General features: G+C 74.6%; 5 protein-coding genes. All 5 read right to left on the reverse strand.

Annotated elements, in window-relative coordinates; translation table 11 throughout:
• Positions 1 to 146: 146 nt before the first annotated feature.
• Positions 147 to 1979 (reverse strand): alpha-keto acid decarboxylase family protein, encoded by a 1833-nt coding sequence (locus ACWDBB_RS35315; RefSeq protein ID WP_449793500.1) that lies wholly within the window; start codon positions 1977 to 1979, stop codon positions 147 to 149.
• Positions 1976 to 4084 (reverse strand): flavin monoamine oxidase family protein, encoded by a 2109-nt coding sequence (locus tag ACWDBB_RS35320; RefSeq protein ID WP_449793501.1) that lies wholly within the window; start codon positions 4082 to 4084, stop codon positions 1976 to 1978. The genes ACWDBB_RS35315 and ACWDBB_RS35320 overlap by 4 nt, the downstream gene beginning before the upstream one ends.
• 612 nt (positions 4085 to 4696) lie before the next feature.
• Positions 4697 to 5239, reverse strand: coding sequence for a TetR/AcrR family transcriptional regulator (locus tag ACWDBB_RS35325; RefSeq protein WP_449793502.1), 543 nt, complete (start codon positions 5237 to 5239; stop codon positions 4697 to 4699).
• Positions 5240 to 5336: 97 nt separating this feature from the next.
• The gene (locus ACWDBB_RS35330; RefSeq protein ID WP_449793503.1) at positions 5337 to 8540 is read right to left on the reverse strand and encodes a type I polyketide synthase; all 3204 of its coding nucleotides are present in this window, start codon (positions 8538 to 8540) and stop codon (positions 5337 to 5339) included.
• An 89-nt stretch (positions 8541 to 8629) separates the two neighbouring features.
• The gene (locus tag ACWDBB_RS35335; RefSeq protein ID WP_449793504.1) at positions 8630 to 16912 is read right to left on the reverse strand and encodes an SDR family NAD(P)-dependent oxidoreductase; all 8283 of its coding nucleotides are present in this window, start codon (positions 16910 to 16912) and stop codon (positions 8630 to 8632) included.
• Between the last annotated feature and the right edge of the window lie 103 nt (positions 16913 to 17015).

Consider the following 17015-nt stretch of genomic DNA (forward strand, 5'->3'; position numbering starts at 1 on the left):
GGCGAGGCCTCGGTGAGCATGGGCCGCCGACGAACGACCGTGCGAATGTGGGGTGGGCCATGGCCGAGGACTGGGTGGTCAGGCGGCGTTCGGGCTGCCCGACACCTCGGGTGCGGCCGGCTCCCGGTCCCGGCGGACGAGGGGGCCTACTGGCACTTCTCGTCGATCTTGTACTGGAGCGCCCTCGGGTAGTCGTGCCGGCTGAGCCGGACGCGGGCCAGGATCGGCGCGTGGTTGATGTCGTTGCCGGGGTCGACGATGTCCAGCAGGAGCGATTCGAGCTCGGTGTGGGTGGTGAGCTCGTACCCGTGCATCCGGTCCTTGTCCGTGCCGAAGACCTCGGCCAGCTTCTCGTACCGCCACGGGTGGAGCACGTTGTAGAAGTCGGCGCCGTCGGACGGCTTGTCCTTGTAGTAGCAGGGGCTGACCAGCATCTGCTCGATGCCGTAGAAGCCCTCGTTGTCCAGTACGAAGACCACCGGCCGCAGGTGGTGGCGCACATGGGTGGACAGCTCCTGGCAGATCTCCTGGAACGAGCCGTCCCCGACGAACACCAGCGGCCGCTTCAGCGGCTTCTGCCGGCCCAGCGCCACGCCGGTGGCCGCGCCGACCGAGTAGCCGATGGACAGCCAGCTGTTCTGCGCCAGGAAGCCGGCCCGCTCGGTGATCCGCAGGTTCATCGAACCGATCAGCGCGAACGCCGCGTCCGAGACCACCGTGAACGGCGAGGGGGCCTGCGGGTCCCCACCGGTGGCCTGGTGCTCCAGGAAGTGGTTGACGTGCTCGAAGAAGCTGTCGTACGTCAGCTCCTCCGGGTATCGGTCGGTGCTCAGCGACTCCAGGAACTCGGCCGTGCTGGCCGGGACGTCCAGGCCCGCCGCGTGGGCCAGCGCGAAGTGGTCGGCCGGGAAGGTCTGTCCCTGCAGCGCGTTGCGCAACGCCGAGATGAACCGGCCGAGTTGGACCTCGGGGAAGTACGTGGCGCCGACGCTGACACCGCCGCGGGCCGCCACGATCCAGTCGTCGCCGATCGACTGCTCGCCGCCGAGGTTCTTGGACGTGGACCAGGTCCCCAGGCCGATCCGGCACCCGGCGTTCTTGAAGGTGTCCCGGATCTCCGGCAGGCTCGCCTTGCCGTTGTAGACGCCGGCGAACAGGGGATGCCGTTCGGAGACCACGGACTTCGCGCCGACCGTGGTGCAGAACTGCATCCGGGTGGTCTGCACGAACTCCAACAGCTCGGCCTCCAGCCGCTGGCGGACGAGTTCCTCGCCGGCCCAGACGATCGGCGTGCCGAACTTCCCGATCAGCTCCACCGCCGCTTCGACCGCCTTGGCCAGCATCTCCTCGTTCCGCTTGGTGGGTACCCGCTCGTGAGCCCGGAGTTCACCCCGCGGCGGCTCGCACGGCGCGTGCCAGAGGTCCTCCATCACCTCCAGGTAGACGGGCTTGCGCTCGGTCAGGCACGCGGTGATCGCGCTGTCGATCTGCCAGGGCGCGAGCCCCGGGTTGGAGAGCACCTGCGCGTCCACCGTGACCTGCCGGTAGACGTCCAGGTTGCTCTCCCGGCGCGGGCTCATGTGCGAGGTGAGCAGGCCGACCGCCTGCTGGTTGAGCCACTGCTCGTACGAGGGCGCCGCGTTGATCGCGATCAGCGGCACGTCCTCGACGTACGCGCCGCCGATGGTGTTGAGCAGGCTGAACGCGCCCACCCCGTAGGTCACCGCGACCGCGCCGACGCCGACCTCGTTCTTGTCCGGGTCGGCGTCGGCGGCCCGCACCCGGGCGTACGCGTCCGCGGCGTAGCCGCCGCCCATCTCGGTCGGGGTGCCGATCCAGCGCACCTCGGTGGTGGACTGCATGATCGTCAGGAACGGGCCGAGGAAGTCGCCCGGCACCCCGAACAGGTACTGGATGCCCAACTGCTCCAGCCTGGTGGCCAGGTAGCGGGCCACCGTCCAGTCGTGCTCGCCGCTCATCTGCTGATCGCCTCCTGTCGACGCTCGCCACGGACCCGCACCTCGGGCCGGATCTCCGGTTCCGCCGGGGGCGGTGGCGGTGGCGCCTCGTGGACGGCGATGGCCGCCCGCACGGCGGTCTCCACCGCGCCCTCGATCCAGGCGTGCTTGAGCGAGACGTGCTCTCCGGCGAAGTGCACCGGGCCTTCCGGCTTGACCGCGTCGAGGTGGAAACTGGTCATCTGGTGCGGGGTGTACACCGCCGCCTCGCCGAACGCGTACGGGTCGCGCAGCCAGCTCTGGGTCTTCCCGTAGCCGGTGTAGAACACCTCGATCCGCCGGCCGTGCACCGACTGGAGGTTGCGCAGCGCGTAGACGTACCGCTCGTCGTCCTCCATGGAGTCCCAGCGCACCGCGTCGTCCGACCAGCTGTAGCCGGCCAGCACCACGCCGCCGCCGTCGCTGCCGGGCACCGGGTGCGAGGGGTAGTACATGAAGCGGTTCGGGTTGTCGGTGGTCGAGCCGCCGCCGAAGCAGTTGGTGGCCGGGCGCACGCTCGCCCGGAGCAGCGGGGTGTGCCGGTAGAGCTCCCGCTGGCCCTGGCTGATCCGGCGCTCGTCCACGCTCGGGTGCGCGCCGAGCAGCACCTCCGGCAGGTTGCGCGGGGGCCGGTGGCCGTTGTGGGCGGCGGCCACGGCCGCCTCGGCGTCCTCCTCGCCGGCCCGCTGGTAGTACTCGTACAGGCCGGGTGCGATGGAGTCGAGCTCGACCTTCCAGTCCGCCTCGGTGAACTCCCACCAGCGGCGGGAGAACTCCAGCAGCACCTTGGTGGCCTGGTCGTAGTGGGTTTCGATGATCGCCCGGCGCTTCTTGTACGAGAACGGGGGCGTCACCTGGACGAACCGCAGGGCGGAGAACGGGACCGTCACGATCGCGAAGTCGCCCGTCCAGACGGTGGGTTCGGCCTCCGGGTCGTGCTCGGGAACGGTCATGACGGCGACCTGCGGCCCGTTCGGGCCGACGCTCCGGGCGCCCCCGCCGTCCCGGCGCGTGTCCCAGTACTCCATCCGGATCATCCGCTCGCCCATCCGCAGCTCCCTTCGGAGCTCCTCGGCGAGCGCGTGGGGCAGGTTCCAGCTGCCGCCCTCGATCTCCCAGTAGGTGGCCTGGGGATTGATGTCGCTGCGGCCCAGGAAGGTGTGGAAGAAGGACAGGTGCAGCCGCGAGGTCATGTTCTCGATCGTGCCGATCGCCTCGATGGCCTCGTCGCTGAAGCCCGCGTACTCGCGCAGGAAGCGGCCCATCGAGTAGCCGTCGAAGTCGTGGATCACCCGGGCCCAGCCGTCCAGCCACTCGGCGAACGGCTTGTTCTCACGCGTGCCGTCCTTGATCACCGAGTAGTAGTCGCGGACCGGCTCGAGTGCCTGGTTGACCATGTCGGCGGCGGTGATCCGCACCTCGTCGCCGGTGAGGTGGAAGCCCTCGTTGACGCAGCTCGGGTCGGCGGTGTACTCGCTGCGCCGCGCCTGGATCCGGTTGGCGCGGATCCACGAGTTGAAGCGTTTGGCCGGTTCGCGGAAGTCCGGGCTGTCCGTGCCGTACGTCCACACCTTCCCGGGTTCGAAGGACTCGTAGACCACCGGCGGCACGGGCGCGTTCGGGTTGCCGGTGTCCGGATCGACGTCGACGTTGAAGAACAGCTGCCGCTGCAGGCCGAGGCTGTCGACCAGGGCCAGGGTGAGCGGGTGGAAGCTGGGCAGCCGCATCGCCCCGGCCTCGGCGTACTGCCGTGGGTCGTAGAACGGGCCGTCCTCCTCGTCGTCGGTGGAACGGAAGGTCTTGATCCGCCCGCCCACCCGGTTGGCGTTGGCCTCCAGGATGGTGACGTTGTGTCCGGCGTCCTTGAGCAGCTTTCCGGCTACCAGGCCGGCGATGCCCGCGCCGACGATCAGCACGTCCTTGGGCTCGTCCGTCTTCGGGATGCCGTCCTTGATCAGGACGTCGAGGTAGCGCAGCTTCAGGTCCTTGTCGTCCGGACCGACCAGCAGCAGTTCGCGCGCCAGCTGAAGGCAGGTCCGCCGGCGGGCGCTTTCGTCGGCGGCCCCTGTGATGACGGGGTTCTCCATGGTGTCTCCTCGGAGCGGCTCGGGGGTCAGGAGCCGACCGGCTTGTTGGGGAGGTCCTTGCCCTCGGCGAGCAGGCGCAGCGTGCTGATCGAGGGGGTGAAGGCGTAGAGCGCGCCCGTCGTGCGGACCAAGCGCTTCACGTCGACCGTGCCGTGGGTGCGAGAGGCCTGTCAACCGGAGGTCGACCTCTCGGCGGAGTCACGCAGCGTAACCAGGCGCGGCGCTTCCGTGCGGGTGTGCGCCGGAAGCCGCACGGCGTCGGTGGGGCCTCCGACCGGGGAGTGCCGTGCGGCGTCGGTGGGGCCTCCGACCGGGGAGTGCCGTGCGGCGGCGAGTGGCCCGGTGATTCCGGGGGGTGGCCGGCCGACGGGGCCCGGCAGCGCCGTAGAGGCGGTCACCGAGGCCGACCGGGGGGTGTCCGCACCGGCCGGGCGCTGGGTGGCGGAGCGACCCGAGGAGGCGGGGTGGCATGAGTCGCGGGGAGCTCCCCGAGCGGATCGCGCACGGCGTACCGCACCGACACGGCACCGCCGCCCACCGGATGCCGTGGGAGCGGGCGCGGGCGACCGCCCGGAACAGCGCGGGCCGGGGTGTCCCGCGGGAGGGGGCGGCTCAGGGGCGGGGTCGGAGGCCGTCGATGAGGACGGTGAGGACCTGGTCGCTCTCCTCGGGGGCGTGCTCGCGGGCCCAGGCGGCGGAGGCGATCAGGGTGAAGAGGCCGTGGGCGGTGACGTCCTGGCGGACCTCACCGGCGAGGTGGGCGCGTTCGAGCAGGTGGCGGCCGGAGGACTGCATCGCGGTACACGCGCTGTTGAGGTCGGAGGACTCGTCCTTGAGACTGTCCATCAGCATGGTGACCAGGCCGCGGTAGAGGGTGGCGTGCGCGACCGCCGCGCGCACCCAGGTGGCGAGCGCCTCGCCCGGGGACTCGGTGGTCATCAGTTCCTCGGCGGTGTCGCCGAGTTCCTTGAGGCTGTCCCGCAGCATCGTCTCCAGCAGGCTCTCCCGGGTGGGGAAGTGGCGGTAGAGGGTCGCGTTGCCCAGGCCGGCCTGGCGGGCGATGTCGTCCAGCGAGGCCTGGGTGCCGTGCTGCTCGAAGGCCGACTTGGCCTCCGCGAGGAGTCGCTCGTAGTTGCGGCGGGCGTCTGCGCGCATGGTGCCACCTTCTCCTAGCCGTACTGGGCGTGGTGCTGCCCCCGCCGGTCGCGGGGGCAGCACCGTACCGGGGCCTTTCCCCGGATTCTAGCCCGTGCTACCCGTCGGCCGACCCGTCCTCCCCGGCGGCGGACGCCCCCTCGGTCAGCTCGGTGAGCAGCCGCTTCGCCAGGCCGGCCGGGGTCGGGTGCTCGAAGGCGATCACCGCGGGCAGGTCCAGGCCGGTCGCCGCGCAGAGCAGGTTGCGCAGCTCCAGGCCGGTGAAGGAGGTGAATCCGGCGTCCAGGAAGGAGACGTCGGCCGCGATCTCCTCGACCGACTCGTGGCCCAGCACCGAGGCGGCCGAGCCCCGCACCAGGTCGAGCAGCAGCGTCTCGCGCTCCGCGTCGGCCTCCAGGGCGGCGAGTTGCCGGCGCAGGACGGTCCCCCCGGGGGCGTCGACGTCCTCCCCGAGGGCCTCGGGGAGGAGGGGGGAACCGTCCCGCGCCGGGGTCGAGGCGGCCCGCCCGGAGGCCGGGTCGGCGTGCCGGGCGGGGCCGTGCAGCCAGTAGCTGCGGCGCTGGAAGGCGTAGGTCGGCAGCGGCAGCGCGCCGGTGCCGTCCGTGGGGACGGGGCGGTGCCAGTCCACCGGCCGGCCGTGGGCCCAGGCGAGGCCGAGCGCGGCCAGCAGGGTCCGCCCCTCCGGGCGGTCGGCGCGCAGCACCGGGGTGAGGACCAGTGGTTCGGCGGGCAGGCTCTGCCCGGCCATCGCCGACAGCACCCCGTCCGGTCCGAGCTCCAGCAGGATCCGCACGCCCTGCCCGGCCAGGTGCTGGACGCCCGCGTGGAAGCGGACCGCCCCGCGCACCTGCCGCACCCAGTACTCGGGGCTGCCCAACTCCTCCGCGGTGCCCGGTCGTCCGGTCAGGTTGGACACCAGGGGGATCGTCGGCGGTCGGAACGACAGGCCCGCGATCGCGCGGCCGAACTCCGCCAGGATGCCGTCCATGTGCGGGGAGTGGAAGGCGTGGCTGACCCGCAGCCGCTTGGTCTTGCGGCCGTTGCCGCGCCAGTGCGCCAGGGCCTCGGCGGCGGCATCGGCGTCACCGGAGAGCACCACCGCCTGCGGGCCGTTGACCGCCGCGATCTCCAGCCGCCCGGCGAAGCGTGCGCCGCCGTCCGCGTCCAGGAACGCGCGGACCTCCTCCTCGGAGGCCTGCACCGACAGCATCGTGCCGTCCGAGCGGGCCGACTGCATCAGCCGGGAACGCTCGTCGACCAGGGTCACCGCGTCCGCCAGGCCCAGCACCCCGGCCGCGTGGGCCGCGGCCACCTCGCCGAGCGAGTGCCCGAGCACGAAGTCCGGGACCAGGCCGTGGTGTTCCAGCACCCGGTACAGCGAGGTCTCCAACGCGAACAGCGCCGCCTGCGCGTAGCGGGTGGAGTTCAGCAGCTCCGCCTCCGGGGTGCGGGGCGCGGCGAACACCACCTCGCGCAGCGGTCGTTCCAGCCGTCGGTCGAACAGCGCGCACACCTCGTCGAAGGCGGCGGTGAACTCGGGGTGGCTGCCGTACAGTTCCCGGCCCATGCCGAGCCGCTGGCTGCCCTGGCCGGTGAACAGGAACGCCGTCCGGGCCCCGCGGTCCGCCCGTCCGGTGACCACCGACGCCGCCGCGCCACCGGCGGCGAGGGTCTCCAGGCCGCGCAGCAGTTCCTCGCGGTCCTCGCCGACCACCACCGCGCGGTCCTTGAACGCGCTGCGGGCGGTCAGGGCCCGGGCCACCTCGGCGGGCTCGTACGAGGGGTGCGCGCGCAGGTGGTCGAGCAGCCGGGCGGCCTGCCCGGCGAGGGCGGGGCGGCCCTGTCCGGACAGCACCCACGGCACCAGCGGGAAACGCGCACCGGCGGCCTCCGCCGCTCGCGCCGGTGCGGACTCGACGGCCGGCGCCTCCTCCACGATCACGTGCGCGTTGGTGCCGCTGATCCCGAAGGAGGACACCGCGGCGCGGCGCGGGCGCTCGGCCGCCGGCCAGGGCCGCGGCTCGGTCAGCAGCCGCACCCCACCGTTCCAGTCGACGTGCGGACTCGGCTCGTCCACGTGCAGGGTCTGCGGCAGGCGTCCGTTCCGGAGCGCCATCACCACCTTGATGATGCCCGCCACCCCGGCCGCGGCCTGGGTGTGCCCGATGTTCGACTTGAGGGCGCCCAGCCACAGCGGTCGTCCCGGGTCGCGCTCACGGCCGTAGGTGTTGACCAGCGCCTGGGCCTCGATCGGGTCGCCCAGCGTGGTGCCGGTGCCGTGCCCCTCGACCGCGTCCACGTCCTGCGGGTCGAGGCGGGCGTTGGCCAGCGCCTGGCGGATCACCGCCTCCTGGGCCGGGCCGTTGGGCGCGGTGAGGCCGTTGCTGGCGCCGTCCTGGTTGACGGCGCTGCCGCGGACCACCGCCAGCACCCGGTGGCCGTTGCGGCGGGCGTCGGACAGCCGCTCCAGCACGAGCAGCGCCACGCCTTCGCCGAAGCCCGTCCCGTCCGCGGCGGCCGCGAAGGACTTGCAGCGGCCGTCGGCGGACAGCCCCCGCTGGCGGCTGAACTCGGTGAACAGGCCCGGTGTGGTCAGCACCGTGGCGCCCCCGGCCAGGGCGAGCGAGCACTCGCCCTGCCGCAGCGACTGCACCGCCAGGTGCAGCGCCACCAGTGAGGAGGAGCAGGCGGTGTCCACGGTGACCGCCGGGCCCTCGAAGCCGAAGGTGTACGAGATCCGACCGGTGGCCACCGACGGCGCCGTGCCGTTGCCGATGAACCCCTCCAACTCCTCGGGGATGTACGGAAGCCGGGCCGCGTAGTCGCTGTACATCAGGCCCGCGAACACCCCGGTCCGGCTGCCCCGCAGGGTGTGCGGGTCCAGCCCGGCGTGCTCGAAGGCCTCCCATGCGGTCTCCAGCAGCAGCCGGTGCTGCGGGTCGGTGGCCAGTGCCTCGCGCGGGCTCAGTCCGAAGAAGCCGGCGTCGAACTCGGCGGCGTCCGGGAGGAAGGCGCCGTGGCGGGTGTACGAGGTGCCGGGCCGGTCCGGGTCGGCGTCGTACAGCGTGTCGACGTCCCAGCCCCGCCCGTCGGGGAAGTCCCCGATGACGTCGGTGCCGGAGTCGACGACCCGCCAGAGGTCCTCGGGGCCGCGGATGCCGCCCGGATAGCGGCAGCCGATGCCGACGATCGCGACCGGCTCCTGGGCGGCCGCCTCCAGTTCTGCGAGCCGTTGTCGCGTCTCGTGCAGGTCGGCGGTGACCCACTTGAGGTAGTCGACCAGCTTCTCCTCGTTGCTCATCGGTGTGCTCGCCGTCTCTTCCGCAGTCGTTCGTTCCGGGGTCGTGAGAGGGGCCGGGGCCGGGGTCGTGGCAGGGGCCGGGTCCTTGGTCATCGCGATCCGCCCTTTCCGCGGAACTCGCTGTCGATCAGATCGAGGATCTCGGCGGCCGAGGCGGACTGGATGCGCGAGGCCACGTCGGCCTCCGCGCCGCCGGGCTGCTCGGACTCCCAGCCGCGCAGCAACTCGCGCAGCCTGCGGCCGATCTCGGCCCGGGTCGCCGGGTCCTCCTCGGGTGTGCGCACCAGGAGCTTCTCCAGCGCGTCCAGCCCCGCCAGCGCCGATCCGCCGAACTCCGGTGCCGGGGCGGCGGACCGGGCGGGCTCCGCCTCGGTGAGCAGCCGGGCCGCCAGCGCCGCGGGCGAGGGGTGGTCGAAGACCACGGTGGCGGGCAGCCGCACGCCGGTCGCCGCGTTCAACCGGTTGCGGAACTCCACCGCCGTCAGCGAGTCGAAGCCCAGTTCCTTGAAGGACTGCTCGTCGTCGACCGCCGAGGAGTCCGCGTGCCCGAGGACCAGCGCGGCGGTGTCCCGGACCAGGTCGAGCACCAGCCGTTCCCGCTGTGCCTGCGGCACCGCCGCCAGCCGCTCGGCCAGCGACCTGGCCGGCTGGACGGTGCCGCGTCGCGCCGTGCGCCGGACGAGACCGCCGAACAGCGGGGGCAGCAGCCCCGCCGCCGCCTGGCGGTGCAGTGCCCCGGTGTCCAGCCTGGCCGCGACCAGGGCGGGTGCGGTGGAGCGCAGTGCCCGGTCGAACAGGTCGAGGCCGTCCTCCGTCGAGAGCGGTGCCACGCCGGTGCGGCCCATCCGGTCCCGCTCCCGGGCGTCCAGGTGGCCGGTCAGGCCGCTGGCGTCCGCCCACAGGCCCCAGGCCACCGAGGTGGCGGCCAGGCCCAGCGAGCGGCGCAGCCGGGCCAGGCCGTCCAGGTAGGCGTTGGCGGCGGCGTAGTTGGCCTGGCCGGCGGCGCCGGTGACCCCGGCGAGCGAGGAGAAGAGGACGAACGCCGACAGCGGCACGTCCCTGGTCAGCTCGTGCAGGTGCCGGGCCGCGTCGGCCTTCGCGGCCAGCACGGTGGCCAGCCGCTCCGGGGTCAGCGACTGCAGGACGCCGTCGTCGAGCGCCCCGGCCGCGTGCACCACCGCGGTGAGCGGCCGGGTGGCCGGTACGGTGGCCAGCAGGGCGCCGAGGGCGTCCCGGTCGGACGCGTCGCAGGCCTCGATCCGCACCTCGGCGCCCGACTCGGCCAGCTCCTCGGCGAGTTCCGTGGCGCCGGGGGCGGCGGAGCCGCGTCGGCCGGTCAGCAGCAGGTGCCGGACGCCGTGCTCGGTGACCAGGTGGCGGGCCACCAGGGCGCCGAGGGTGCCGGTCGCGCCGGTGATCAGGACGGTGCCGTCGGCCGCGCCCGCCCACGGGTGGCCGGCGGGCTGCGCCGGGGCGGCGGCCAGCCGGGGGACGGACACCGTGCCGGCCCGGACGGCCAGTTCGGACTCGCCGGAGGCCAGGGCGGTCGGCAGGGCCAGGACGGCGGCCTCGTCGGCCGGGTCGAGGTCCACCAGCACCAGCCGGTCCGGGTTCTCCGTCCGCGCGGTGCGCAGCAGGCCCCACAGCGCGGCCGCCGCGGGTGTCGCCGCGTCGGCGTCCCCGACGGCGCCGCCCGGCACCAGCGGCACCAGCCTCGAGGCGGCGAAGCGCTCGTCGTCCAGCCAGCTGCGCAGCAGTGCGAGCAGCCCGCCGAGCGCGGCCCGGGTCTCCTCCGGGCCGGAGTCGGCCAGCGGCGGCAGTGCGGTCACCACCACCTCGGGGACCGGCGTCGCGCCGTCCTCGACGGCCGTGCGCAGCGCCGCCAGGTCGGTGAAGGCCGGGGCGCCGAGCAGGTCGGCGACGGCCGGGGCCCCGAGCACCGTCCAGGCGCCCGGCGCCGGGGCGGGCGCGGCGGGGCCGGCGGGCAGTGCGGTCCACTCCACCGTGTGCAGCGGCAGCGCGCCGCCCTCCGCGCCGGCTCGCAGCGCGGCGAGCTGTTCGGCCGTCACCGGCCGCAGCGCCAGCGCCGCCAGCTCGGCCACCGGGGCGCCCGAGGCGTCGGCGGCGCTCAGCGCCACCGTGCCGTCCTGGGCCCGGGCGAGCCGCACCCGCAGCGCCGTGGCGCCGCGCCCGTACAGCCGCAGTCCGGCGAAGGAGAACGGCAGCCGGGGCCCCTGCTCGCCGTCCGGCGCTCCGAGCGCCAGCGCGTGCAGCGCCGCGTCCAGCAGCGCCGGATGCACGGTGTGGCCGGTGGCGTCGGTGTCCTCGGGCAGGGTCACCTCGGCGTACAGGTCGGTGCCGTCGCGCCACAGGCCGGTCAGACCCTGGAACACCGGTCCGTACGCGTAGCCCTGCGCGGCCAGTTCGTCGTACGCCGTGGACAGGTCGACCGCGGTTCCGGGCGGCGGCCAGGGCAGGTCGCCGGGGGCCGTCGACCCGCCGGGGGCCGTCGGGTCGCCGGCGGCGAGGAAGCCGGCGGCGTGCCGGGTCCAGCCGGGGGCGCCGGCCGTCCGGGAGTGCACCCCGACGGGCCGTCGGCCGCCCTCCTCCGGGGCGCCGACGCTGACCTGGAGGGTCACCGCGTCCCGTCCGGCGAGCACCAGCGGCGCCTCCAGCACCAGGTCCTCCACGGCGGGCACCTCGGCCTCCGGGTCGGCGAGCTCGGCCGCGTGCAGCGCGAGGTCGACGAAGGCCGTGCCGGGCAGCAGCACCGTGCCCTCGACGGCGTGGTCGGCCAGCCAGGGGTGGGTCGGGACGGAGATCCGGCCGGTCAGCACCAGCTGGTCGCCGTCCGCGAGCGGCACGCTCGCGCCGAGCAGGGCGTGCCCGGCCCGGTCCAGGCCGAGTCCGTCGGCGTCCACCGCCGTGTGCGTCGCCTCCAGCCAGTGGCGTTCCCGCTGGAACGGGTAGGTCGGCAGCTCCGGTACGGCCGCACCGGCCGCGGCGGGTGCCCAGGCGGCGGGGGAGGTGCCGCTGACGTGCGCCTCGGCGAGCGAGAGCGCGAAGCGCTCCGGGCCGCCCTGGTCACGCCGCAGGGTGCCCAGCGCGACGGCTGCCGCGCCCGCGGCCTCGATGGTCTCCTGCACCGCCGTGGTCAGCACCGGGTGCGGGCTGACCTCGATGAACGCGGTGTGCCCGTGGTCGAGCAGCCGTCGCACCGTCTCCTCGAAGCGCACCGGCTCGCGCAGGTTGCGGAACCAGTACGCACCGTCCAGCTCCGTGCCCGCCAGCGGCTCGGTGGTGACGGCCGAGTAGAACGGGATGTCGCCCGCGGTGGGCGCGGTGGCGGCCAGCAGCGTCCGCAGCTCCTCCTCCAGCGTGTCCACGTGAGGGGAGTGCGAGGCGTAGTCCACCGGGATCAGCCGGGCCCGGACGCCATCGGCCTCGAAGGCGTCCCGCAGCGCCGCCAGCGCCTCCGGCGCCCCGGACACCACGGTCGCCGCAGGGCCGTTCACGGCGGCGACGTGCGCGTCCTCGCCCTTGCCGAGCCCCTTGCCGAGTCGCTCGGCGAGCCGCTCGGCGACGGTCGCGGCCGGTGCCTGCACCGACAGCATGCCGCCGGTTCCGGCCAGCCGGGTGATGGCCCGGCTGCGCAGCGCGGCGATCCTGGCGGCGTCCGCCAGGCTCAGCGCGCCGGCGAGGTGGGCGGCGGCGATCTCGCCCTGGGAGTGGCCGATCACGGCGGCCGGCTCCACCCCGTGGTGGCGCCACAGCTTGGCCAGCGAGACCATCATGGCGAACAGCGCGGGCTGCACCACGTCCACCCGGTCCAGGCCCGGCGCGCCGGGCGCCTCGGTGAGCACCTCCAGCAGGTCCCAGTCGGTGTGCCGGGCCAGCGCCTCGGCGCACTCGCCCAGGTAGCGGGCGAACTCCGGGTCGGAGTCGAGCAGTTCGCGGCCCATCGCGGCCCACTGGCTGCCCTGGCCGGGGAAGACGAACACGGCCCGGCCCGGCTGGTCGCCGACCGTGCTGCCGGTGACCACCCCCGGGGTCTCCACTCCGTCGGCGAGCGCCCGCAGTCCGGCGAGCTGGCTCTCGCGGTCCTGGCCGAGGACGACGGCGCGGTGGTCGAAGCGGGTGCGGGCGGCGAGGGCGCGGGCGACGGCGGCGTTCCGCGCCTCGGGCTGCTCGGCCAGGAAGGCGGTCAGTCGCCCGGCCTGCTCGCGCAGCGCCTCGGCGCTGCGGGCCGAGAGCAGCAGCGGAAGCTCCGCCGTCCCGGTGGCCGGCTCCGGGTCCCCGACGGGCTGTTCGAGGATGACGTGGGCGTTGGTGCCGCTGATGCCGAAGGAGGAGACGGCGGCGCGGCGCGGCCGATCGCCCTCGTGGTGCCAGGGCTGCGCCTCGGTGAGCAGTCGGACGGTGCCGTCGGACCAGTCGACGTGGCTGGTGGGCTCGCTGACGTGCAGGGTGCGGGGGAGGGTCGCGTGCCGCATCGCCATGACCATCTTGATCACGCCGCCGACCCCCGCCGCCGCCATGGTGTGGCCGACGTTGGTCTTCAGGGAACCGAGCCAGAGCGGGTGTTCGGCATCGCGGGCGCGGCCGTAGGTGTTCAGCAGGGCCTGCGCCTCGATGGGGTCGCCGAGCTTGGTGCCGGTGCCGTGGGCCTCGACGGCGTCCACCTGGTCGGCCGTCAGCCGGGCGTTGGCGAGGGCCTGGCGGATGACCCGCTCCTGGCTGGGGCCGTTCGGCGCGGTCAGGCCGTTGCTGGCGCCGTCCTGGTTGGTGGCGGTGCCGCGGATCAGGGCGAGCACCGGGTGGCCGTTGCGGCGGGCGTCGGACAGGCGCTCCAGGAGGAGCAGGCCCGCGCCCTCACCCCAGCCGGTGCCGTCCGCGTCGTCGGAGAAGGCCTTGCACACGCCGTCGGGGGACAGCGCGCGCTGGCGGCTGAACTCCACGAAGCTGGTGGGGCCGGAGAGCACGGTCGCACCGCCGGCCAGGGCGAGCGAGCACTCGCCGGCCCGCAGGGACTGCGCCGCCAGGTGCAGCGCCACCAGGGAGGAGGAGCAGGCGGTGTCCACGGACACGGCCGGGCCCTCCAGGCCGAGGGTGTAGGCGATCCGGCCCGAGGCGACGCTGGCCGTCGTCCCGGTCGCCAGGTAGCCCTCGACGCTCTCCGGCGAGTGCCCGAGCCTGGTCACGTAGTCGCCCGCGACCACGCCGGCGAAGACCCCGGTGTCGCTGCCGCGCAGGGCGGTCGGGTCGATGCCCGCCCGCTCGACGGCCTCCCAGGCGGTCTCCAGCAGCAGCCGCTGCTGGGGGTCCATCGCGGTCGCCTCACGCGGGTTGATGCCGAAGAAGGCCGCGTCGAACCGGTCGGCGTCCGTCAGGAAGGCGCCCCGACGGGTGTACGAGGTGCCGGTCCGCTGCGGGTCCGGGTCGTACAGCGCCTCGGTGTCCCAGCCGCGGTTCTCCGGGAAGTCGGTGATCCCGTCCCGGCCCTCGGCCACCAGCCGCCACAGTTCCTCGGGCGAGGTCACCGCGCCGGCGAAGCGGCAGGCCATGCCCACGATCGCGATCGGGTCGTCCTCGACCGGGGCCGACGGCACCGCGACGGCCTTCACCGGCGCCGCCTCGTCCTCGTCCAGCAGTTCGGTGCGCAGCCGACCCGCCAGGGCGGCCGGGGTCGGGTGGTCGAAGACCAGCGAGGACGGCATCCGCAGCCCGGTCGCGCTGTTGATCCGGTTGCGCAGTTCCACCGAGGTCAGCGAGTCGAAGCCGAGGTCCTTGAACGCCCGCTCGGGCCCGACGGACTCGGCGCCGCCGTGGCCCAGCACGGCCGCGGCCTCGGCCCGGACCAGGGTGAGCAGCAGCCGGTCCCGTTCGGCCTCGTCCACCTCGCGCAGCCGGTCGGCCAGCGAACCGCCGCCGCCCGCGGCCGCCCGCGCGGTGGCCGCCGGCCGCCGGAGCGGGGTACGGACCAGGCCGCGCAGCAGCGGCGCGAGCGAGCGGTCCTCGGCGCGGGCGCGCAGCCCCGCGAGGTCCAGCCGCAGCGGGACGAGCAGCGGCTCGTCGCGGTCGAGCGCCTGGTCGAACAGGGCGAGGCCCTGCTCCGGGGCCAGCGGCGCGAACCCGGCGGCGGCCAGCCGGGACAGCGCCCCGCCGTCCAACGCGCCCGCCATGCCGCCTCCTGCGCCGTCCCCGGCCTCGGCGCCCCACAGGCCCCAGGCGAGCGAGACGCCGGGGATGCCGTTGCTGCGGTGGTACGCCGCTAGGCCGTCGAGGAAGGAGTTGGTGGCCGCGTAGTTGGACTGACCCGGGTTGCCGAGCACACCGGCGAAGGAGGAGAACAGCACGAGGGCCGACAGGTCCAGGGTCCGTACCGCGTCGGTGAGGTGCCAGGCGGCGTCCTGCTTGGGCCGGGCCACCGTGTCCAGCCGCTCCGGGGTCATCGACTCGATGGTGCCGTCGTCCAGCACCCCGGCCGCGTGGATCACGGCGGTCAGCGGGTGCTCCGGCCCGACCGAGCCGACCAGGGCGAAGGCGGCCTCCCGGTCGGCGGGGTCGGCGGCGACGATCTCCACCTCGGCGCCCAACGCCGACAGACCGGCGGCGAGTTCGGCGGCGCCGGGGGCGTCGGGGCCCCGGCGGCTGGTGAGCAGCAGGTGCCGGACGCCGTGCTCGGTGACCAGGTGGCGGGCGAGCAGGCCGCCCAGCGTGCCGGTGCCACCGGTGATCAGTACCGTGCCGTCGCGGTCCAGCGGCTTGGCCAGGGTCAGCACCACCTTGCCGACGTGGCGAGACTGGCGCAGCTGGCGGAAGGCGTCACCGGCCCGGTGCACGTCCCAGGCCTCGACGGGCAGCGGCAGCAGCTGACCGGACTCGAAGCCCGCGGACAGCTCCGCGAGCAGCTCGGCGATCCGGTCAGGACCGGCCTCCATCAGGTCGAACGCCCGGTAGACCACGCCGGGATACTCCCGCGCGACCTGCTCGGGGTCGCGGATGTCGGCCTTGCCCATCTCCAGGAACCGGCCGCCGCGCGGCAGCAGCCGCAGCGAGGCGTCCACGAACTCGCCCACCAGCGCGTCCAGCACGAGGTCCACGCCGCGGCCCCCGGTCAGGTCCAGGATCCGCTGCTCGAACTCCAGGGTGCGGGAGTTGGCCAGGTGGGCGTCGTCGAAGCCCTGGTAGCGCAGCGCGTCCCACTTGGCCGGGCTCGCGGTGCCGTACACCTCCAGGCCGCGGGCGCGGGCCAGCTGGGCCGCGGCCATGCCGACGCCGCCCGCCGCCGAGTGGACGAGCACGGTCTGGCCGGCCCGGTAGTCACCGAGGTCGTGCAGGGCGTACAGCGCCGTGAGGAACACCACCGGTGCGCCGGCCGCCTGGGCGAAGGACCAGTTGCCGGGGACCCCGGTCAGCAGCCGCTGATCGGTGACCGCCACCGGACCGCCCGCGCCCGACTCGAACAGACCCATCACCCGGTCGCCGGGAGCGAACCCGTCGACCCCCGGCCCGGTCGCCAGGACGTAGCCGGCACCCTCGCTGGCGATCGGAGCCTCGCCGGGGTACTGGCCCAGCGCGATCAGGACGTCGCGGAAGTTCAGGCCCACCGCCCGGATGCCGACCCGCACCTCACCCGGCCCGAGCGGGGCGTCCGGGTCCTCGGCGGGCAGCAGCGCCAGGTGGTCCAGGGTGCCCCGACTCGCTGAGCCGAGGCGCCAGTTGGCCGACCCGGCGGGCTCCGCCAGCCGGCCCCCGGGGGCCTCCCGGCCGAGCCGGGCGGCGAGCACGGCGCCGTGGCGCAGCGCGAGCTGGTTCTCCCCGGTGACGGTCAGCGCCTGTCCCAGTGCCCGGTGCGAGGCCTCGTCCCGGTCCACGTCGACCAACAGGAACCGCCCGGGGTGCTCGCGCTCCGCCGTGCGCACCAGGCCCCAGACCGCCAGGCTCTGGTCCCGGATCGTCTCGTCGTAGCGGGTGGAGACGGCGTTGCGGGTGACCACGACCAGCCGCGAACGGCTGAACCGCTCGTCCGCGAGCCACTGCTGGAGGACCTTCAGGACTCGGCTCGGGGCCTCCCTGGCCAGCTCCACCGGGACGTACGTGCCGCGCGGCGGCCGGCCGGGGCTGACCGCGAACAGCACCTCCTCCGGTACGGGCCCGGCGGCGAGCAGCGCGTCCAGGTCCTCGTGGAGCGGGACGTCCCCGCCGAGCGCCGCGACGACGCCGATCACGTCCTGGCCCAGCACCGCACGGGTGACGGCCCGCTCTGCCTCGGGCGGGGTGGCGACGGGCTGCCAGTCGACCCGGAACAGGCCGAGGCCGGGGTCGGCGGCGGTGGCCGACGGGGTCAGGTCGGCCGCCCGGAGGTGCAACGAGCCCACGGTGAGGACGGGGGTGCCGGTGGGGTCGGTGATGGTGAGGTGGGTGGTGTCGGGGGTGGTGGGGGTGAGGGTGGCGTGGAGGGTGGTGGCGTTG

This window comes from Kitasatospora sp. NPDC001095, from assembly GCF_053598615.1.